This window comes from Bacillus niameyensis (assembly GCF_001375535.1).
GTDB lineage: Bacteria > Bacillota > Bacilli > Bacillales > Bacillaceae_C > Lederbergia > Lederbergia niameyensis.
Genome location: NZ_LN831197.1, coordinates 1,827,777 through 1,847,583 on the forward strand (window position 1 = coordinate 1,827,777; position 19,807 = coordinate 1,847,583).

Annotated in this window: 19 protein-coding genes; 5 read left to right on the top strand and 14 right to left on the bottom strand. The window is 37.2% G+C overall.

Annotation, left to right across the window (positions count from 1 at the left end):
* Positions 1–55 precede the first annotated feature (55 nt).
* The 4 genes from BN1243_RS23035 to BN1243_RS08815 all read right to left on the bottom strand — a co-directional run bounded on the left by BN1243_RS23035 (position 56) and on the right by BN1243_RS08815 (position 4,003).
* On the bottom strand, positions 56–100 hold the full coding sequence (locus BN1243_RS23035) for an erythromycin resistance leader peptide (protein ID WP_142301762.1): 45 nt from the start codon (positions 98–100) through the stop codon (positions 56–58).
* Between the two features lie 180 nt (positions 101–280).
* Positions 281–1,264, bottom strand: a complete 984-nt coding sequence (locus BN1243_RS08800; RefSeq protein WP_062106041.1) for a DUF3994 domain-containing protein — start codon at positions 1,262–1,264, stop codon at positions 281–283.
* A gap of 1,361 nt (positions 1,265–2,625) precedes the next feature.
* Complete coding sequence (locus BN1243_RS08810; RefSeq protein ID WP_062106045.1) at positions 2,626–3,321, bottom strand: YqeB family protein; 696 nt, start codon at positions 3,319–3,321, stop codon at positions 2,626–2,628.
* Between the two features lie 46 nt (positions 3,322–3,367).
* On the bottom strand, positions 3,368–4,003 hold the full coding sequence (locus BN1243_RS08815; RefSeq protein WP_062106047.1) for a TetR/AcrR family transcriptional regulator: 636 nt from the start codon (positions 4,001–4,003) through the stop codon (positions 3,368–3,370).
* Between the two features lie 317 nt (positions 4,004–4,320).
* On the opposite strand from BN1243_RS08815, the gene BN1243_RS22845 reads away from it, so the two are divergent.
* Together BN1243_RS22845 and BN1243_RS08820 are read left to right on the top strand one after the other, a co-directional pair.
* Positions 4,321–4,446, top strand: coding sequence for a hypothetical protein (locus BN1243_RS22845; protein ID WP_268258066.1), 126 nt, complete (start codon positions 4,321–4,323; stop codon positions 4,444–4,446).
* A 268-nt stretch (positions 4,447–4,714) separates the two neighbouring features.
* On the top strand, positions 4,715–5,527 hold the full coding sequence (locus tag BN1243_RS08820) for a pentapeptide repeat-containing protein (RefSeq protein WP_062106049.1): 813 nt from the start codon (positions 4,715–4,717) through the stop codon (positions 5,525–5,527).
* Positions 5,528–5,719: 192 nt separating this feature from the next.
* On the opposite strand, the gene BN1243_RS08825 is transcribed toward BN1243_RS08820, so the two are convergent.
* Both BN1243_RS08825 and BN1243_RS08830 read right to left on the bottom strand, forming a co-directional pair.
* Positions 5,720–6,640, bottom strand: a complete 921-nt coding sequence (locus BN1243_RS08825) for a diacylglycerol/lipid kinase family protein (RefSeq protein ID WP_062106051.1) — start codon at positions 6,638–6,640, stop codon at positions 5,720–5,722.
* A 230-nt stretch (positions 6,641–6,870) separates the two neighbouring features.
* Positions 6,871–9,327, bottom strand: coding sequence for an ATP-binding cassette domain-containing protein (locus BN1243_RS08830; RefSeq protein WP_062106053.1), 2,457 nt, complete (start codon positions 9,325–9,327; stop codon positions 6,871–6,873).
* 168 nt (positions 9,328–9,495) lie between these two features.
* On the opposite strand from BN1243_RS08830, the gene BN1243_RS08835 reads away from it, so the two are divergent.
* The gene (locus tag BN1243_RS08835; RefSeq protein ID WP_062106055.1) at positions 9,496–10,212 is read left to right on the top strand and encodes a MerR family transcriptional regulator; all 717 of its coding nucleotides are present in this window, start codon (positions 9,496–9,498) and stop codon (positions 10,210–10,212) included.
* A 79-nt stretch (positions 10,213–10,291) separates the two neighbouring features.
* Here BN1243_RS08835 and BN1243_RS08840 read toward each other — a convergent pair whose 3' ends face one another.
* The 4 genes from BN1243_RS08840 to BN1243_RS08855 all read right to left on the bottom strand — a co-directional run bounded on the left by BN1243_RS08840 (position 10,292) and on the right by BN1243_RS08855 (position 12,213).
* Positions 10,292–10,999, bottom strand: a complete 708-nt coding sequence (locus BN1243_RS08840; RefSeq protein WP_062106057.1) for an FAD-dependent oxidoreductase — start codon at positions 10,997–10,999, stop codon at positions 10,292–10,294.
* Positions 11,000–11,044: 45 nt separating this feature from the next.
* A complete protein-coding gene (locus tag BN1243_RS08845) occupies positions 11,045–11,416 on the bottom strand; it encodes an iron chaperone (protein WP_062106059.1) in 372 nt (123 codons plus the stop codon).
* An 83-nt stretch (positions 11,417–11,499) separates the two neighbouring features.
* Complete coding sequence (locus BN1243_RS08850; RefSeq protein WP_062106061.1) at positions 11,500–11,889, bottom strand: SRPBCC family protein; 390 nt, start codon at positions 11,887–11,889, stop codon at positions 11,500–11,502.
* Between the two features lie 3 nt (positions 11,890–11,892).
* Positions 11,893–12,213, bottom strand: coding sequence for an ArsR/SmtB family transcription factor (locus BN1243_RS08855; protein ID WP_062106064.1), 321 nt, complete (start codon positions 12,211–12,213; stop codon positions 11,893–11,895).
* 374 nt (positions 12,214–12,587) lie between these two features.
* Here BN1243_RS08855 and BN1243_RS21665 point away from each other — a divergent pair, with 374 nt between their 5' ends.
* Complete coding sequence (locus tag BN1243_RS21665) at positions 12,588–12,992, top strand: hypothetical protein (RefSeq protein ID WP_084781784.1); 405 nt, start codon at positions 12,588–12,590, stop codon at positions 12,990–12,992.
* A 612-nt stretch (positions 12,993–13,604) separates the two neighbouring features.
* On the opposite strand, the gene BN1243_RS08860 is transcribed toward BN1243_RS21665, so the two are convergent.
* Genes BN1243_RS08860 through BN1243_RS08875 form a run of 4 tightly spaced genes read right to left on the bottom strand, consistent with a single transcriptional unit; the run spans position 13,605 to position 18,210 of the window.
* Positions 13,605–14,264: a J domain-containing protein gene (locus BN1243_RS08860; RefSeq protein WP_062106066.1), complete on the bottom strand. Its 660-nt coding sequence runs from the start codon at positions 14,262–14,264 to the stop codon at positions 13,605–13,607.
* Between the two features lie 11 nt (positions 14,265–14,275).
* A complete protein-coding gene (locus tag BN1243_RS08865; protein WP_195892095.1) occupies positions 14,276–15,253 on the bottom strand; it encodes a PP2C family serine/threonine-protein phosphatase in 978 nt (325 codons plus the stop codon).
* 19 nt (positions 15,254–15,272) lie between these two features.
* A complete protein-coding gene (locus tag BN1243_RS08870) occupies positions 15,273–16,040 on the bottom strand; it encodes a vWA domain-containing protein (protein ID WP_062106070.1) in 768 nt (255 codons plus the stop codon).
* A 4-nt stretch (positions 16,041–16,044) separates the two neighbouring features.
* Positions 16,045–18,210: a CFI-box-CTERM domain-containing protein gene (locus BN1243_RS08875; RefSeq protein WP_062106072.1), complete on the bottom strand. Its 2,166-nt coding sequence runs from the start codon at positions 18,208–18,210 to the stop codon at positions 16,045–16,047.
* A gap of 220 nt (positions 18,211–18,430) precedes the next feature.
* Here BN1243_RS08875 and BN1243_RS22065 point away from each other — a divergent pair, with 220 nt between their 5' ends.
* Positions 18,431–19,396, top strand: coding sequence for a transposase (locus BN1243_RS22065; RefSeq protein ID WP_407638885.1), 966 nt, complete (start codon positions 18,431–18,433; stop codon positions 19,394–19,396).
* Positions 19,397–19,807 lie beyond the last annotated feature (411 nt).

Here is a 19,807-nt window from a genome sequence, read left to right on the forward strand (position 1 = left end):
CAGACTAATCCCGTTTACTCTGTCTACCAAAAACAGAGCCTTTGACCGTATTCAATTACTGGTTCAAAGTTGGGAAACGTAGTCTCATTGCATGTGTCATTTTTTAATAATCCTCCTTAATACTATAAATTCAATTTTATTGTAGACTGTCTGTTCAGAAATGTCAAAGGGTAGTCACATCAGATTTAAACGAATAATCCCCTGTTATTTCTTAAATAGTTCACTTTTACAAGTTAAAAGGAGCTGTTTAAACAACTCCTAATTCGGGTTAGTTAGCTTTTTACTCTTCTACCACTTTATCATCAAATTTTTGATATGCAAAAGTTGCCATAGATTCTAAGTCAAAGAGTTGTATACCGCTCTCATCATATCGTTGCAGCTCCATTGGCATTTGCTTACGAAACTCACCTTCGTTAAGCTTTTCACCGTTTTTATATAGGACATCATGGTGGAAAGTAAGGGTCCCCCTAATATAGTTCCATTCCCAAGTTCCTTCATACGCATTATCCTTATTTGGGAATTCTCCGTTTCCATAGCCTTCATAGCTTCCATCTTCATGTAAAACAATACTGACGTTATGTGTTCCATCATCATTTATAAATCCCCAATGACCAACTAATTCTTTGCCCTCTTTAGATACATTGAGAAGAACACTGTCACGATCAATACCTGCATTCAAGTCCAAATCTTTTAAATCCTGTGAATCGATTGTTCCGTCGCTGCCCTCAACTGGGATTGGATTATCAATTGAGAGTAAACGGAACGAATAATTCCAGTAATCCTGCCCTTTTTGAAGATGTTCTAAAGCTTTCTTATCGATTTCTCCATCCCTTTTATAAGTGGCTTCTTCAAATAGATCCATTCCTTTATGATACTCATTCAAAGCTATCGAAATTGCTTCACCCATTTCTTTATTCTCATCTGGAGGAGCAATTGTGCCAAATTCATTCAAAACTTCGCGAATTGCATTGATTTTTTCAATGGATTGCTTAGTCCATTCTTTATCGTTATTATTCGCACTTTGCCGAACTTCCCCAAATGCTTGAATAGCTGTAGTAAATTCCGAACGTAACCTTACTGCTTCTTCTGTATAATCGTCAAATGTTAATTGTTTTATATTATCCTCTTGCTTAGATGCTTTAGATCCATCACTTTTATTTGTGTTAGTACATCCACTCATTAATGCAATCAGAATAATGAATCCAATCATCCATTTCCCTTTTGCGACCATGTCTTCAACTCCATTTCTTAAAATGCCATTCACTTGAACTCCAATTAAACATCTTGTTTAACAGACTATAAGTATCTCAAAAATACACCCGTATCTGTCAACAGAATAAATACCCATTTTTCCGTACCTATATGTAATAAAAGAAGGACCAGTTGCTGGCCCTCCACACTGTTAAATAGACTCTCGGCATTCACCGAGTCAGATGGTACAAGGTTTTCTAGTACCGTTTTTTTATTTCCCCTCCTATTTAATAGGGGGATATTTGACTTTTTATTAGTAAAATTACCCGTTCTATATTGAACCGATAATAATTTACATACAACGTAAGAACTAGCTACCGTTGATTTCCGTTCCAGGCGGACGCTTTCCGGGGGGCGTGCGGTGAGCCTCCTCGGTCGCTTCGCGCCCTCCGGGGTCTCACCTGTCACGCTGATCCCCCAGGAGTCGCCGCCTTCCACTCCAATCAACTAAGATAGTCTTTTGCACATGTACTTAAGTTTGTTATTCATTCAATGAAATTTTGTTCTTAATTTCATTAGCTTGTAGTACAAAAAATACGTGTAAAAGCCCATGCTCTACTGCCGAATACGGAAGAACATTCCATACTTTTAGGAAAGATATTCTTCGACTTTTTACTAAGACTCCTAGAACTTCTAAAAAGTGGAAGCTCCTCATTTATAAAGGAAGAACATCGGTAGAACGTTCTAACAAACGAGAAAAAGTCGATTATCACTTAGAATTTGGACGGCATCGCTCTACAAAGATGTGGTACATACGGACTTACACCATTATGATGTGCCAACACATTGATGCCTGGTATACCAATCAAAAAGATGAACTATCCTTCCTTAACGGTCAAATTTTATCTTCAATGGCCCAATCTTTTTAAAAGACCTTATCCAAGGGTTTGTTGCATTTAAAACAAAAACCATTAAAGGTTGATTGAAGCGAAAGTGCGAGACTCCTGCGGGATCTGCGGGACAGGTGAGACCCCACAGGCGTTTACGCCGAGGAGGCTCACCACCCGCCCCGCGGAAAGCGAGCAACTGTAGCGGAAATCAACCAAGCACTATCTTGGTAAGCAGTAATGTTTACAAACAACCTTTTAAAAAAATACATATGTGAGGATTCTTTTGCATGTCTATTTTTGAAAAAAATTTAATAATGAATACCAAATCTTCAATTAATCACAATTCCCAATAGGCCTTTGAAAATTCAGCAAATTTGTCCCTCGGAATTCCGAGAGTATATTTAAGTTATGAAATATGATCTATTTAATACGTAGTTTCCCCCTATTACCCATCACATGTTTCTATTAGTAGAAGGTTCTTTTATTCCCACTGATACTTTCGCCTTAGTTTTATTGTTTTTGCCTTCTTTAGCCTATGATTTCTTTATACTTCTATCTTCCTAAAGTATTGACGAGTTTCCTCATCACGTACGATGTAGCCAACTTTAGCGAGTTCTTTGCGAAGATCTTTTATATCGTTTTTTTCCTTTTTTTGCAATGCAATTTCTCGTGCCTTTAGTAAAGCATTGGCAGCCGGAGATATATCTGGTGTATCCAGAACCCAACGGCGATAATCATCTTTAAATGGGTCTCCATCCGAGGACCATGGGTAATCATAGTCCTTAAAAACATTAACTATTTTCTTTGCCGATTCATCTGTTAATTCCCTAGCAAGTTCATAACCTGATTTTCCTAGGATTACAAGCTCTTTACCATCAAGAAACACCATAGCTATGTCTTTCAATGCGATTGTCTGTATATCCTCCCCTCTTTTAAGGGAAACCTCCTCATTGGTAATAGTTACGATTAGCAATTCGCTAATTGTCATAGCCGCTAAAATGAGGCCAGCTATCAATCCAAGCACTGGTAAAGTAACTTGAAGCCAGAATCCGTTGAATGTATTGATAAGCTTTATTAATCCTTCGAAAGGAAACCAAGGCAATGATATTGCCCAAGTAGCGATTCGGGGCAGAAAATATCCAAGGATAAGCCCTACTATTCCAAATCCGCCATATAGCAGGATCCCTGTTGAATTGGAATATCCTACAACTGTTTTTTGGTCATGCTGAAAAGGTGTCATAATTACCATCCTTTAATAAATCGTCTTTTTGGATAAAATTTGTTTACTATCTGATTGCCCTACCAACAATTTCTATGAGTTCTTCACTATATGTTTCTAGATCAACCTTTTTAGTAATGGAAGCGTTCAGCATATATTCACCGATTGCGCCTTGAATCATGTTAGCCATTACATCAATATGAAACTCTCTAAATTCCCCTTTAGCTTGACCATCTTTTAAGATTTGGCAAAGTTCATCCATAATCGGATCTTCCTCTTCTTCATCCGCTAATTTGTAATAAGGTATATTTTCAGGTGTTCTTGCATTAAATATAATTTCAATTAATGCTATGTTTCGTGAATGATGAGTACCTTGATAGGCTAGACTTGCCATAATAAATGTTCTTAACTTTTTCTGTGGTGTATCTTCTTTACTTACTCGCTCTAAAATATAAGTAGTCGAGCTATTAAGCAGACTCATTAATAAATGATTCATCAAATCATTTTTATCCGAGAAATGATAAGAAATTAATGCTGTACTAATACCTGCCCTTTTCGCTATTTGAGAAAGGCTCGTTTTCACATACCCTAGTTCATCAAGTGTCTGGATTGCTGCTTCAATAATTTGCTCTCGCCTGGCTTCAGCGATGAATGATTGTTTCCCTTTTCCGTCATTCTCGATATTTCCTACAGCTTTACTCATACAAAACACTCCAATCAGAATAACTGATTGATCAATCAATTTATTATTTGTTTGATCAATCAAACTTTATCATAAAAAAATAAATTAGTCTATTTAATGGTGGAAATGTCCCATTAAAATTTGATTAATCCGTGCCCGATATTAGCCATTAAATCATTTAATGAAAAAGACTCAAAGTGACATAATAATGCGGAGGGATGATTGTGTTCTAAGAGATTAACATCAGTAAAATAATGCCCCCCATTCACTCTACAACATAGCTTTACATTTTCATGATAAGTTACTATTTGAACTTACTATTTAGGAGGTATAAGACAATGGAAAATGAGAAAGCAGATCGATTGAAAGTAATGCTCCAGGAGGCTTTACAGCCAATTATGGAACAATTAGATCGCATGGAAAAGGAAATAAAGGAATTAAAAAAGCCCAATAAAAATAAATAATATTGACTTATTTTGCATCATCTAAAAATAGGGCATCAATTGCTCTATTTTTTTTGAAGTTAGAAAAATAGGCATTGAATTTCAACCTTCTTTTAAATGACCACGTTCATTTATGTGTCTAAAATTCTCATTACCTTAAACGAAATTATCAAGAGAGCTTAGGAATTTCTAAACTCCATGCTAATATATCGAAATTGTGCTCTATTCAATAAAAAGGCTATCCTCTATAATTGAAATAACTCTAAGAAAATACGGAAGTGTCTTATTAATGAATAATTATTTAAAATCTGATTGTCATATTTGTTTTGGATTGTGTTGTGTGGCCTTGCCATATGCTAAATCAGCAGATTTTCCATTCAATAAGGACGGTGGAACACCTTGCCGAAATTTATGCCAAGATAATCGCTGTAATATACATGACCAATTGAGAGAACAAGGGTTTCGGGGTTGTGTTTCTTATGAATGTTTTGGCGCAGGACAACATGTTTCGCAAACTATTTATAATGGTGAAGATTGGCGAAATAACTCAGAAAGTGCCGTAGAAATGTTTGCGATATTTCCGCTCGTTCAACAACTCCATGAAATGCTTTGGTATCTCAATCAAGCTTTAAGCCTAAAGGAAACACAGTCATTCCATTCAAGTCTGCAAAGTATTTATGAAGAAACATTACAATTAACGGATAAAATCCCTGCGGAAATTTTAAAATTGGACATTGGGGCACATAGAAGTAAAGTTAATGTTTTATTACTTAAATCTAGTGAAGTGTTTCGTGAAGACGTAAATAAAAATAAGAAAAGCAAGAGGAAAAAGAATGGTTTTGATTACATAGGAGCAAATCTTAAAGGGGCAAATTTACAAGGGAGTAGTTTTCGGGGAACACTAATGATAGCAGCTAATCTAAGTCATGCTGATTTAAGAAAAGCTGACTTTATTGGAGCTGATCTCAGAGATGCTGACCTAAGTAATGCTAACTTAACAGGGGCCATTTTTCTAACACAATCGCAAATAAATTCAGCTAAAGGTAATATCCATACGAAAATACCAAATCACTTAGAAAAACCAGCTCACTGGTTGCATTAAATGAGCCATTACGGCAATGAGAAATGCTAAGTTTAAGGGTCAAATACTGAGTTTAAACTCAGGGCTAGTAGCGGGTCTACAAACAATTAAGATAAAAGGCAAACGGATGATCATAACGACCTATAAACAGAAATGCACTGCAACCGTCGGGCTTTAGTGCATTTTTTTCTATCTTTTCCCGACATGATCGCCTTACACAAAAGAAATTTTCCGATGTTGCACCTCAGCCTTTAAAGGAATTTGACCAATTTGTTCTCCGTCTGCATGGACAAACATCTTATCCTCGGATTCTATGGAAATTGTCCTCCCCTTGTGTTGAACAACCTCTTTAAATCCGGTATGCTTTCCAAAAAACACAGTACCAAATACGAATAATAGCTTTATTCTAGAGAGGTTATGGACAACGGTAATATCAAGAAGACCGTCTGTCATGCTCGCTTTAGGCGCTATTTTCATACCTCCTCCATAAAAGGGCTGATTGGAGACTGTAGCAAACCACACTTTATCGTACCTGTATGTTATCCCATCAACTATCATCGTAATGTTTGTTAAACGATACGTAAAAAGAAGACGAATGACTGCACCAATATAGATAAGTGAGCCCAATCCAATCTTATTCAACCATTTTTTCATTTTTGACTTGTTCGTTAACTTAGAAACCGCTGCATCAAACCCTGCGCCTAAGCTGTTGACAAAATATTTATTTTTCGAACCGTTCACCGCATACTTGCCGATATCATAAAACTTCCCTCTGTTTTGTTTTAAAACGAAGGATAAAGCTTCTAGCGGAGACTTTGGCACATGAAAACCACGTGAAAAATCATTTCCTGAACCTGCAGGGATATATCCAACTTTTATATTTGGATAATCAACCATCCCATTTACAACCTCATGGATCGTTCCGTCTCCACCTACTGCAACAATAGTTTCGATTTTATCTTTATACAATGAACAGATTTGCCTTGCTAATCCTTCTGCGTGCAAAGGGTACTCCGTATTGAAAGATCGATAATTTACATTCTTATTCTCAAGTTCATTTTTAATCTGATTCCATATCTTCAATGCTCTGCCATTTCCTGCTTGTCTATTTACAATAAAAATTAATAGTCTCATATATTATCCCCACACACTGTGCTATTTCTAATAGTGTATTTTATTATGAGAGAGATGACAATATTCACTGATCATATAAATTGATAGCTAATTACAAAACCTAACGAGGTCTCTCTGTTTGATAAAACATACAACTAACTTGCTCTCCAATTAAATAATAAAGTGACATCCCTACTATACAATGTCACTTTATTATTATCATCCCTATTCAACTATCGGTACTTTTCCAGTTACAAATACTTCCCTGTATAAGACTGCAGATTTTTCTTAATTGTATCTGGGGTTCCCTCGGCAATGATATGACCACCTTTTTCTCCACCTTCGGGACCTAAATCAATAATCCAATCTGCTCCTTTGATCATTTGGCTATTATGTTCCACCATAATAACGGTATTCCCGGCATCAACAAGTCGATTCATTAGTTTTAATAATTGGGTCACATCATTTGGATGTAAACCAGTTGTTGGTTCATCCAACAAATAGAGTGAACTCTTATTCCCTTGTTTTAGTAGTTCCTTTGCTAATTTAAGCCGTTGTCCTTCTCCGCCTGATAATGTAGTTAATGATTGTCCCATCTTTAAGTAGCCTAAGCCGATTTCAACAAGCAAATCAAGAACATTTTTTACTTTTCTCTCCTCTTTAAAAATAGTTAGACAGTCAAGAATAGAGCTTTCTAGAATGTCATTAACAGAGTATCCATTATATTTTACAGTCAAAACATCTTTCTGAAATCGATGACCGTGGCATGCTGGGCAAACGACCTCTAAATCAGGGAAGAACAGCATGTTTGTTGTTACAAAGCCCAATCCTTGACAATTTTCACAGCGTCCACCTACTGTATTAAAAGAAAAGTGCTTCGCGGTTAACCCTTTTTCTTTCGCTATATTAACATTCGCCAATATTGTTCGTATTTGTGTAAACACATCAATATACGTAGCTATATTTGATCGTTTCATCCTACTTAACGGAGATTGACCAACAATGATCATCTGATTGAAATGCTCTAGTCCTATTACACGCTCAAATCCTACATGTACTTTGTCATTTCCTTTTGCTACAACCTCGAAAACGAGGGATGATTTTCCTGAGCCAGACACTCCTGTCACAGCAGTAAGACAACCAATCGGAAAAGTAACTGTTATGTCCTTTAAATTATGAACTTTTGCATGATGAACGGTTATTCCTTGTCCAGTTCCTTCTCGGTATGTCTTCTTAATCGCATCTTCTTCACGTAAATATTTTCCAGTTACAGAGTTTTCTTGATTCATCAATTCTTGTAATGTACCTTGTCCAACTACTGTTCCACCAAGACTACCTGCTCCTGGACCAATATCAATAATGTAATCAGCTTCTTTCATTACATCCACATCATGCTCTATTAGTAAAACTGTATTACCTAATTCCCTCAGCCTCTTTAATACACTAACTAAACCTAACGTATCCTTTGGATGTAATCCAACCGTCGGCTCATCCATAATATAAAGCACACCTGTTAGTGCAGAATCAAGGAGGGCAGATAATCTTAATCTTTGTGCTTCGCCACCTGATAGTGTGATCACTTGACGGTCTAAAGTTAAATATCCTAGTCCAATTTTTTGAATTCTAGTAAGTTTCGTTTTTAAATCTTGAATGAAAGTTTCAACTAGTAAGTAGCTTTCCTTTCCTAATTTCCCCTCCAAATGATTAGTCCATTTGAGCATCTCTTCCAATGATTGATTCACTAACATTGGAATCGTTTTATTTTCAACAGTTACACTTCTGCTAGTTTCATTTAAACGATCCCCCAGACAATCAGGACATACTTGTGAATAAAAATATTGCTCTGCCTCAACCGATGAACCTGACTTTTCTGCAAACCGTCTCCACATCCCTGTTAAGACACCCTCAAATTTTCCCTTTTCTACCGTCTTGGGAGGCTTGACTTCAGGAAAGTACTCTTTTACTTCGTCACTTTCAACACCATAATAGAGAATGGCTTTTTGTGCAGAACTGTAATTTTGCAAGGGAAGCTTATCCTCTATTGGGACACCGAAATATTCAAAAGCAGCTTTTACAATCATTATTTGATAATCTGCATAACGTCCTTTCCATAAATCTACTGCTCCTTCTTCAATAGGCAGTTCTTGGTGAAAAACAGAATCTTGATGAATATTAACGGTTTCGCCGAGACCTTTACAAGTTGAACAAGCTCCTTCAGTCGTATTGTAAGAAAAGTGGGTGCGCGTTAACCTTTCCATCCTGTGGTGACAAGCGGGGCAGAAAATATATTCTTTAAAACTGCCATCTTCTTTCTCAATGTCGCCTAAATTGAATGTTGAATCGATTTCGCCCTGACAAACAGGACACTCTCTCTTTCCAAGCTTTTCAAAAATCATCCGTAAACTAGTGTACATATCTGTTATAGTACCAACAGTCGATCGGGGATTTCTATTTGTAATTTGTTGGTTAATACTAATAGCTGGGGAAAGTCCTTTTATTGACTCAACCTTTGGCTTACTTATTCCTTGCAAACCCATAGATTCTAAATACTGTCTCTGGCATTCCTTAAATAATGTATCGCTCGCAAGCGTGGATTTCCCCGAGCCAGATGGACCAGTCAAAACAATAAGTTTATTTTTTGGTATAGATACGGACAAATCCTTTAAATTATTTTCTTTGGCACCTTTTACGATAATGGTATCGTTCAAATTAACCCCTCCTTTTCATCTTCTAAATTAAGCATACAACATTTATGCAAGTGCAAGGTTTTCCTTACTATGTTACTATTATGATGGAGTTTCAAGTAAATAAACTCGTCAAGGTGCTTTAATGTTTTAATTTAATCTTAAATCATCTTTAAGTTTTCGGAGGTTCATATGGAACTAAAACCAGTAGATATTGCTCGAAAATTAGATGTTGGGACAAGTGCTCTACGTCATTATGAAGAATGGGGTATTGTTCCACCAGCCCAGAGAAAGCCTAATGGATATCGTATTTATACGGAGGAACATGAGGCTTATTTCCAATGCATAAGGGCAATGTATCACGGTTTTGGGATGGCAACTGTTCGAAAAGTCATGCCCATGATTCAACAAAATAACTTTACGCAAGCTCTGTGGGAAGTAAATAAAGTTCAAGCAGAATTATTCCAAAAAAAGCAACAGGCCATCAAGGCATTAGAAATATTGAAACCTGATAATATGGAAAGTTTTTTAAAGAAAAGAAATAAAAAATGGTATACAATCGGTGAAGTCGAGCAAGAAATTGAAGTGCCTGGGTCGACTCTTAGACATTGGGAAAAGGAAGGATTGATTACACCGAACAGAGACCTTGAAAATGGCTATCGAAGGTATAATCACGAAGATATTCGGCGGCTATTAATCATACGAACCGTCCAATCATCCGTTTTCTTACTTGATATCGTAAGAGATGTAATGGAAAAAATAAACGAGCGTAGTATCTCCGAAGCAAGAAAAATTACAATGGATTCTTTGGCATATATGGATTACCAAATTGAACAACAACTTCGTGGGGCACACTATTTATATAAATTAATAAATTTACTCAAGAAAAAAGAAAATGATTCATCATAACGGAATCATTTTCTTTTTCCACTTGAATGTTTGCTGGCTCCTTGGAATTTCTCAAAATAGCACGGTTCTTCCTTCATAATTAATAGCCAAAAAAAGCATCCTTTTTAATGTTTCGTTTTGAAATATTATGATTTTGTATATAGGTTGAAATAGAATCCACCATTGATTTCGGTCCTGCAATATAGTACTTACCTTCGTTCTTATATAAGCTGATATACTTATCTATCTCCTGGTGTAAAACATCCCTCGAATCAAGGTAATTTACACTTATTGATGTATTATTAGCAATCTCATCGAGTTCATCTTTATATACATATAATTTTCCGCTATCTATATAGAGTAAGTGTACCGGTTTCTCGCCCCGATTTCCTTCGGACTCTAATTGTTTAACAATTGATCGAAATGGCGTTATTCCAATTCCACCTGCTATTAGGATTGCAGGACTGTCTCCTTTTATATAAAAGGACCCTACAGGACCAGCCATAGTTACGGTCATTCCCTGTTTTAATTCTAACATGGCCTTCTTAAAATCACTTGCATCATCACGAATACCCACTGTAATTTTAACAATATTCTCTGTAGGAGCAGATGCCACACTGAATGGTCGTATAGGATTCTTTAGTTTCTTATGTGTAATAGTAAACAAACCATGTTGCCCAGCTTTCCAAGTCATATCTTTCTCTTTTTCAAATAAAAAGCTATATATCCCATCTGATTCTTTATAGCTTTCGATGAAAGGTAAATCCCTCTTTTTAAAAACTGAAAAAACATCTTGAAAAAAACTCATTGCACATTACTCCTTTCGAACCTCTAAGAAACAGGCTTTCTTGTTTTATTTCCTCCAAAAAGTGGTGCAGTTTGCTTTATCAAAAATATTAAACTCGATCATTTTCTCAAGTAATGTGTATTCAATTGGACTTTTCCAAGGGATACGAATTAATTCCTTTGTGTAGTCATAACCAGCCTTCTCAAGATCATCCTCTATGTGAGCGATCGTTACTCTTTCAGGTGCAACAGCTAAATGCTTTTTAGATAAGCTAAAACCAATAATAAATGTACCATGATCAGTAAACATCGGTTGATTCCATTTAAGTTCTGGCTTTAATTGAGGATATTTACTTCTTATCCAATTGAACACTTCTTCTGTTTTTTCTCGATGTGAAGGGTTATCAATTCCAGCTAAAAAGTCAGCAAAAACGTCCATGTCGTTCCCTCCTGTAATAAACATAAGGTTATTTTAAACAGTCTCTCAAATCCAATTCGATTGTCGCTCAAACTAAACGTATCTTATACCTCGCCTAACACTTCTTTAAGGCCTTCAATCATGTACGCCCAGCCATTTTTTGCACCAGTGAAGGCATAATCTACTTTCTTAAATTCAGATTGTTCAAGGTGTAAATAAGTTGTTTCATCCTCTTGTCTTAATGTCCATGTGACTACTGTATTAATCGGCCCACCTACCCATGTGTAGGATAACTTATTTGGCTTATCTACGGCCAATACTTCACTGTTCACGATTAAATTAATGTGCTCATTCCAAAACTGACATTTGTGTCCAACAATTGGTTTAAAATTATTTTCCATTATCCATTTTGAAAGAGTATCCGAATTAGTTAAAGCGTCCCACACCTTATGGATGGAGCTTTTAAATTGAAAATCTAGTGATAAATCAGCCATCGTCTATTCCTCCAATATATTTTTTAGTAATCTCGCTCTTTCTTCCCAAAACTTCTCATAGAAGGATAACCAATCTTTAACTTCCTGTAAGGGGGCTACATTAAGTCGATATCTTGTTTCCCTACCCATTTTACGGTTAGTGACTAAATCAGCTTCTTTTAGGATTGCTAAATGTTTAGAAACAGCAGTACGACCCATTTGAAATTCGGCAGTTAATTCGTGAAGAGGCAACTCGTCTGCAACTGCCAACAAACTTATTAATTTACGTCTTGTAGGATCTGCAATAGCTACAAAAACATCACGTTTTTGATATGTATTATTCAAAATGCTCCCCTCCTTTTTAATAAATAGACTCTCGGCATTCACCGAGTAAGATGGTACAAGGTTTTCTTATACCAATTTTTTATTTCTCCTCCTACTATTAATAGGGGGATATTTCATTTTTTTGTTAGTAAAATTGCTCATTCTCTATTGAACGAGATGAATAATCTACATACTACGCGAGAGCTCGCCACCGTTGATTTCCGTTCCAGGCGGACGCTTTCCGGGGGGCGTGCGGTGAGCTTCCTCGTCGCTACGCTCCTGCGGGATCTCACCTGTCACGCTAATCCCCCAGGAGTCGCCGCCTTCCACTTCAATCAACTAAGTTATTCTTTTGCACATATACTTAAGTTTGTCATTCACCAGCAAAACTTAAAATGAAACCAAACGGATATGACAAATCGCAAAATAGGCAAAAATGGCGTTGTCCATTAGCTTGTGGTACAAAAAATACGTGTAAAAGCCCTTGTTCTACAGCCAAATACGGAAGAACATTCCATACTTTTGGGAAAGACAATCTTCGACTTTTTACTAAGACTCCTAGAACATCCGAAAAATGGAAGATCGTTTATAAAAGAAGAACATCGGTAGAACGTTCAAACAAACGAGAAAAAGTCGATTATCACTTAGAATCTGGTCGGCATCGGCCTACAAAGATGTGGTATATACGGACTTACGCCATTATGATGTGTCAACACATTGATGCCTGGTATGCCCATCAAAAAGATGCGCTATCCTTCCTTAACGGTCATATTTTATCTTCAATAGCCAAATCTTTTTAAAGGACCTTATCCAAGGGTTTGTTGATTTTAAAACAAAATCCGTTGAAGGTTGATTGTAGCGAAAGTGCGAGACTCCTGCGGGATCAGCGGGACAGGTGAGACCCCACAGGCGTTTACGCCGAGGAGGCTCACCGCCCGCCCCGCGGAAAGCGAGCAACTGTAGCGGAAATCAACCAAGCACTGTCCTGGTAAGCAACAATGTTTACAAAAACAACCTATTAAAAAAATAAATAAATATGTGACGCTTCTTTGGCATGTCTTTTTTTGAAAAGGTTTTGAAAACAAATACCAAATCTTCAATAATGCTCATTTCCCAGTAATCTTTTGGAAACTCAGCAAATTTACGCCTCTATATTCCGAGAGTCTATATAAGACACTTTTTGGTGTCTAAATTATACGACACCAAAGAGTGTCTCGTCAATCATATAAAAATAAAGTTTAAAGAAAACCCCTTCTTATTTTGATAGCTTAACCTATATTTCTTCCTCTAAAAAATACATATTGTGGTGTTAAAAATTTTTTCAATGAGACTCTAGTATCTTCAAATCAATATATTCTATATTAAAATGAAAAAAACCACAGAGTGACACTTCTGTGGCGAAGAAAATAGCTTCATTTAGATAAATAAGTTGTTGCTTCATTAATTTGTTTAAATAATTCCGGATCTCCAAATTCCGTATCAGGGTGGGTTAAACGCATCCATTTTTTGCCTGCTTCACGAATTTCCTTACCCTCATATTTCTCTTTCGGATTAAGACCCAATCGTAATAAATACTTTGCACGTTGATTCACAACATAGCTAGAATACTCGATTTGCGCAGATTCCAATAACTGAACTAGTAATGTTGTCATTTCTCGTTCCTTTTCAAAATGCTTAACGACTTCATCAACCGTATTCGTATCTTTCAATAGAGAAGTAGCTAAAATAGATACACTGATTCGAATGAAAGTGTAGAAAAGGAAAATGGTTTGGTCATTTTTCCAGTAATCTTTTAAAGATAGATATTCCATGCAGGCAAACAGTTCCGAAAAAGAAGTTTGCCTGCCAAAAGTCACTTCCTCTCCATCTAGTTGGAATATGACTCGATCGATCGAACCCTCTTCGGTTTTCTCCAACTGAATCCTGTTATTTCCCGATTCCATTACTAAATGGGAGCTTTGGACAATAAAGGTAGATTCGGTGCTTCCATGCACATTTAGCTTTATTAGCTTGCCTTTTATCTGTAATCTACCAAAGATCGGATTCACTAATTTTTTTCTAATCATCTTCATAGAATAATCACCTAGTTTAAATAATATTTACCTTTTTGATAGGTGATCATTCCAGCCTTCATTAATGCATTGACATTCGCTTTTACATAAGACCTTTTCACAAGCATTGCTTTCGCAAGTTGTTTTAATGTTAAAGGCTGTTGTAGGAGTTCAGTCATTTTATCCCACTTTTTAATTGAGCAATGTTTTGGATTGTTCAAATAGTGAACGAGCAACTCCTTATCACTTCTTGTCAATTTTGCGTAGGAGGGTGATTCATTCACCATTGTCATCATCACCAAAGCACAATCGTCCTGAGTTTTCTGTTTCACAAGATTTTCAAAGCTTTCTTCCAATAATCCATTCAATACTTGTTCCTTATGAATCGATGATTGTTCAGCTAGTTTGCTAATAAAAGGAGAAAAATAATTACGTTCTTTCGAATACAAGCTTGCTGCCGTTCCATCAGACATTAGAAAGAAGGAAGAAAAGGACGAGACATCCCTACTTTTAAATAACCTCAAATGGCGCCACGCATGCTGTGATGTCGTGAAGATTGTCGCATTTGCATATTCACCATTTTCTGCAGAGGATAAATTCATCCTTTTTCCATGCTTAATTGTACCGATTTCTCCATCACCTAAATGGAGGATTAGCACATTGTTTCCCTTTACGGCAACAGCTAGCAAAGTCGATGCGAATGCTTTTACAGGCTCCTGATGAGATTCCGCCAGCTGATGAAGTTCATTTAAGACGGTATCCATGACCATATGCTGTGCTTCTTCCACTTCATTCATTTCGAAAATGTCATCAAAGCAATCGTATAGCAATGCACAAATTGTTTCGGTCACACGCTCTGCACCGTAATGAGAGAGAGAGGCACTGCCAGCACCGTCAGCAAGTGCCATGACCGTTACCTCTCCTCGTTTATAATAAATCTTGTCTTGTACAGGAATATTTTTCTTTGCATGTCCTCTTCCTTGGACTGCTGTACCAATTATGCTCCACATATCTGTTATGCTCCTGCTCTTAAATTTCGCCCCAACTTTTAATTCCATCTACATTAAGTTTGATAGAGTCACCTGGCATCGAGTCCGATACCGTACTTACTGACTGGCTTAACCATTCGAAGAACTCTTTAAAGTTCATTCCTTTTAGGCGTAATGGTGTCCGTTTCGGTGAAAACTTTGCCAGTACACTCATATCTGCTTCTGGACCAATTCCGATTGGGAAAATAGTAAGTTTTCTATTATTAATAAGTTTGTTTGTACGCTCGATTGCACGGCGTAATTCACTTTCTGTTCCGTTTGGCTCACCGTCTGTCATTAATACGAGCCAAGGCTGGTAATAGTCAACACCAGCTTCTCTGTACTCATTTTTTCGTTCTTCTAAAAGATCTAATGCTAAATTAACGCCTTCACCCATAGAAGTTGTACCGTCTGCCTTCAGTTCTGGCGGATCCGGCTGAATATCAATGGTAGAATAATCAACCAACGTTTGAGCTTTACTATCAAAGGTCACGACACAAATTTCCGCGCCATATCGAGCTACTTCATCTTCTGAAATAGCATTATAAAAATGGTTTATGCCGTCCTGGAGCTCTTGCAATGCCGTAATTCCGCCTTCAACGATGTTCCACTCCTGACCATCCTGAAAGACGGTACGTCCAGTGTTTCTAGTTTCTCCACCAACGATTCGTAGCATAGATGAGCTTGTATCAAGGCATAAACAAATTGGAATTCTTGGTGTTGGGTTATCTAATAAATCCTCCATGCGCATAAGCTGATTTTTTTCCATTATGTTATTCCCCCTGTGTTGTACGTTGTTTTAAATGGTTAAACATTTCTATATATAGGTTTTTGCATTCTTGATATTGACTATTTTCAATGAGTTGTATACACGGCTGAATATATTGTCGCATGATCATTATGCAAAGTTCTTCATATTGCTCGCTTTGTTTAATGTATTTCACAATTGTAGGTGCATCTTCATAATATTGCTTTATTATGCTCGGTCCATCTGTCTGTGCATTCAGCCAATTGTCACGATAACTTCGCAATGTTTCTAACTCATAGCAGTTATCCGCTAAATCGTAATATTCACAGGCAACCGTTGTTAAGAAGCACCAGCGACGACTGCTCCTTGTTGATTGACTTGATCGTGATTCTGTCTCCGGCTGAGAATAATCTTTATGTATATGAGATGTCGTTTTATTTGAACGTCTGCAATCTAGACAACGCTTAGGATAATTATATCCGCGTTGATCATAAAACTCTTTATCTCTATATGTTAGAGAAAAATAGGTTCGGCAATCGGAACATTGAATACTTTTGAACTCACTATTATAATGAGCGTTACAATCTTTACAATGTTCAAATCCCTTTTTCATGTGCTTCACATGCTTTTCAAAGTTAGTAAAAATCATCTCTTTGCCACAGCGGGCACACCCGTATTCTTCGCCTTTATTGAGACAGCCGCGGCAAATATTTTTAGTTAGTTGCCATTTTTGATAGCTTTGGTCACAAAGAATACAGTTTTGTAAATTCTGTTTCGAATCACCAATCATTTTGAAACGACTAGGAAAAACATCGTTCGCAATCTCATCTTGTTGTACTAGTCTCCCAGAATCAAGATCGCTGAAGTACTTTTTCATAATCTGAATCCAATCTTCCGTTTTCAATCGATCAGATTCATTGGCATGTGGCTGACCCTTTTGAAATGTTTGATAAAAAGCCTTTTTTACCCGATAAGGAAGATTACTCCAAATATAACGCCATTGGCCTTTTGGAGTGTTTTCTGCTCGTTCTTCTTGACCGTAAGTATATGGGAAATCCATGGATTTTATATTTTCCGCATTTGTATCTCCGCCTGTTTGGCTGTATGGGGATTTTCCAAGAAAAAGAATGCTGAAGACAAGGGTGGCAACAGCAAAATATTCGTTTCCAAAGGTCCGTAGAAAATCTTTAAAGTTTTTCCCTTGAATTTCTGGAGCTGTATAATTATCTGTTCCTACCGGACATGGAAATCCTTCCACCTGATTACTATCCACATCTACTAAATACACTTCTTCTGGTGAGACAACTAATATATTAAAAGGATTAATGTCTCCTAGAATAATATTTCTTTTTTGCAAGTAATCGATTTTCTCCAAAATGGTTAAGCTCAGTTTCACTAAATCTTTTCTTGTCCAATTTGGATGACGGTTTTCAAATACCTTTTTCGGAATAAATAAGAAATGCTTTAATTCCTTTCCTTCCGCTTTAGGCATTGTATAACCGATAAATTCATTATATTCGTTATACAAAATATCAATGGGATAGCAAATTCCTTCTTTTTGAATAGGTTTGCTAACCATCAATTTCAATTTTTCATGCTTTTCTACCGTTACCTTTTCTCTTTTATAAATTTTCGCAACAACATTTTTATCATCTGTTGCATAAACTGTTCCTTCTCCGCCACTCCCAAGTTGTTTGCGAAGGTGTACACGACGCTTCTTATCGGTTTGGACATAATCTCCTGCCTCCGGCAACTTGTTTATATGCATTGTTTGGTCTGAGACTGGAGTAATCTTAGTTGCTAATTTAAATTTTTCCTTTTCTGTAACTCCCGCCTTTTCAGACTGAACGTGAGGCTTCTGAACGGTTTCACCATCTGCTCTTACTCTCTGCAAAAAGCCGAAACGGTCTACTTTTTGAACGTGAACTTTTTTTCCTCGGACAGACTGTGATTGATTCAGCAACAGAATATCCTGACCAAGCTTGATATCATTCGTGATTAAAAGAATGGCATGGGTTACTCTTAAACGGGTTATTTGGGTATTGAATACGTTATCTGCAAAATTATCCAATGATTGATCACCGTAAATATCAAGGTGTCCTTTTTGCTGAAGCAGTGCCAAACGACGAAGAGTTTGCGTAGCCATCTTAGCTAACTCAGAATTATTCTCATTATTTTGATGCTTCTTCAANCGGTATAGGGACCTTTTCTATGACTTTTTCAACCGTTTATGGGGAAGGGAAAGCGCCAATGTTAAACCCTTTATCAAACCAAAACGCCAAAAAACTAAAAGGAAGAAGAAGCCTAAAAAAGGAGAAAAAGCATCCCCATCTAGTCCGGGAATCGTAAGAAAGCTTGTCGATCGTTTTTTTCGCTACGGCTCAAAGAAAAAGGAGCTAACAGGAGATCGACTGTTTAAATATTTCCAATCTCAATTTCTTAAAACATCAGCTAACCTAGGATTACTCGGAGATCTAACCGATCTCGGTGTTGTCGGAGACGGCACACCTATAGAAACAACCAGCTACCCCAGAAGTAAAAGGATTTGTGATTGCGGTGCCCAAGGACTTACGAAATGTGACCATCCGCGTTATTACTCCCAACCCGACATCGACTCAGGATGGGACAGTTCACGGGAAAAGTACTTCAACGGATACCATCTCTACATGTTATCTACTAGCGTCAGTCGATACGACTTATCGTTGTATCCAAGACTTCAACCTGCTTCCCGGCATGATTCTGTCAGCCTTGTTGTCAGTGCTATTGAATTTTCGCAACGTGATACCTTGGGCACGGTTGGTAAGATTCTTTTAGATGCCGCTCATGATGCTGAACCCATTTATGAATTACTAGATCACTATCGTATTGAGCCTTTCATTGATCTAAACGTCCGGACCAAGAAAAACTTCAGCACGGAAAGTGATATTCAGATATCCCCCGAAGGGGTTCCTATTTGTCCAGCAAAACTTAAAATGAAACCAAACGGATATGACAAATCGCAAAATAGGCAAAAATGGCGTTGTCCATTAGCTTGTGGTACAAAAAATACGTGTAAAAGCCCTTGTTCTACAGCCAAATACGGAAGAACATTCCATACTTTTGGGAAAGACAATCTTCGACTTTTTACTAAGACTCCTAGAACATCCGAAAAATGGAAGATCGTTTATAAAAGAAGAACATCGGTAGAACGTTCAAACAAACGAGAAAAAGTCGATTATCACTTAGAATCTGGTCGGCATCGGCCTACAAAGATGTGGTATATACGGACTTACGCCATTATGATGTGTCAACACATTGATGCCTGGTATGCCCATCAAAAAGATGCGCTATCCTTCCTTAACGGTCATATTTTATCTTCAATAGCCAAATCTTTTTAAAGGACCTTATCCAAGGGTTTGTTGATTTTAAAACAAAATCCGTTGAAGGTTGATTGTAGCGAAAGTGCGAGACTCCTGGTCGGCTAAAGACGGCCACGTCCTGTGGCCAACGCCGACACTAGGACGTCCTGTCCGTCGCGGGATCAGCGGGACAGGTGAGACCCCACAGGCGTTTACGCCGAGGAGGCTCACCGCCCGCCCCGCGGAAAGCGAGCAACTGTAGCGGAAATCAACCAAGCACTGTCCTGGTAAGCAACAATGTTTACAAAAACAACCTATTAAAAAAATAAATAAATATGTGACGCTTCTTTGGCATGTCTTTTTTTGAAAAGGTTTTGAAAACAAATACCAAATCTTCAATAATGCTCATTTCCCAGTAATCTTTTGGAAACTCAGCAAATTTACGCCTCT

Excerpts from the sequence above, each read along its gene's own strand:
- BN1243_RS08860 (WP_062106066.1), bottom strand. The coding sequence starts at position 14,264 with ATGAAGATGATTAGAAAAAAATTAGTGAATCCGATCTTTGGTAGATTA.
- BN1243_RS08835 (WP_062106055.1), top strand. The coding sequence starts at position 9,496 with ATGGAACTAAAACCAGTAGATATTGCTCGAAAATTAGATGTTGGGACA.
- BN1243_RS08870 (WP_062106070.1), bottom strand. The coding sequence starts at position 16,040 with ATGGAAAAAAATCAGCTTATGCGCATGGAGGATTTATTAGATAACCCA.
- BN1243_RS08845 (WP_062106059.1), bottom strand. The coding sequence starts at position 11,416 with ATGGACGTTTTTGCTGACTTTTTAGCTGGAATTGATAACCCTTCACAT.
- BN1243_RS08825 (WP_062106051.1), bottom strand. The coding sequence starts at position 6,640 with ATGAGACTATTAATTTTTATTGTAAATAGACAAGCAGGAAATGGCAGA.
- BN1243_RS21665 (WP_084781784.1), top strand. The coding sequence starts at position 12,588 with ATGAAACCAAACGGATATGACAAATCGCAAAATAGGCAAAAATGGCGT.
- BN1243_RS08820 (WP_062106049.1), top strand. The coding sequence starts at position 4,715 with ATGAATAATTATTTAAAATCTGATTGTCATATTTGTTTTGGATTGTGT.
- BN1243_RS08850 (WP_062106061.1), bottom strand. The coding sequence starts at position 11,889 with ATGGCTGATTTATCACTAGATTTTCAATTTAAAAGCTCCATCCATAAG.
- BN1243_RS08815 (WP_062106047.1), bottom strand. The coding sequence starts at position 4,003 with ATGAGTAAAGCTGTAGGAAATATCGAGAATGACGGAAAAGGGAAACAA.
- BN1243_RS22845 (WP_268258066.1), top strand. The coding sequence starts at position 4,321 with ATGGAAAATGAGAAAGCAGATCGATTGAAAGTAATGCTCCAGGAGGCT.
- BN1243_RS08840 (WP_062106057.1), bottom strand. The coding sequence starts at position 10,999 with ATGAGTTTTTTTCAAGATGTTTTTTCAGTTTTTAAAAAGAGGGATTTA.
- BN1243_RS08810 (WP_062106045.1), bottom strand. The coding sequence starts at position 3,321 with ATGACACCTTTTCAGCATGACCAAAAAACAGTTGTAGGATATTCCAAT.
- BN1243_RS08865 (WP_195892095.1), bottom strand. The coding sequence starts at position 15,253 with ATGTGGAGCATAATTGGTACAGCAGTCCAAGGAAGAGGACATGCAAAG.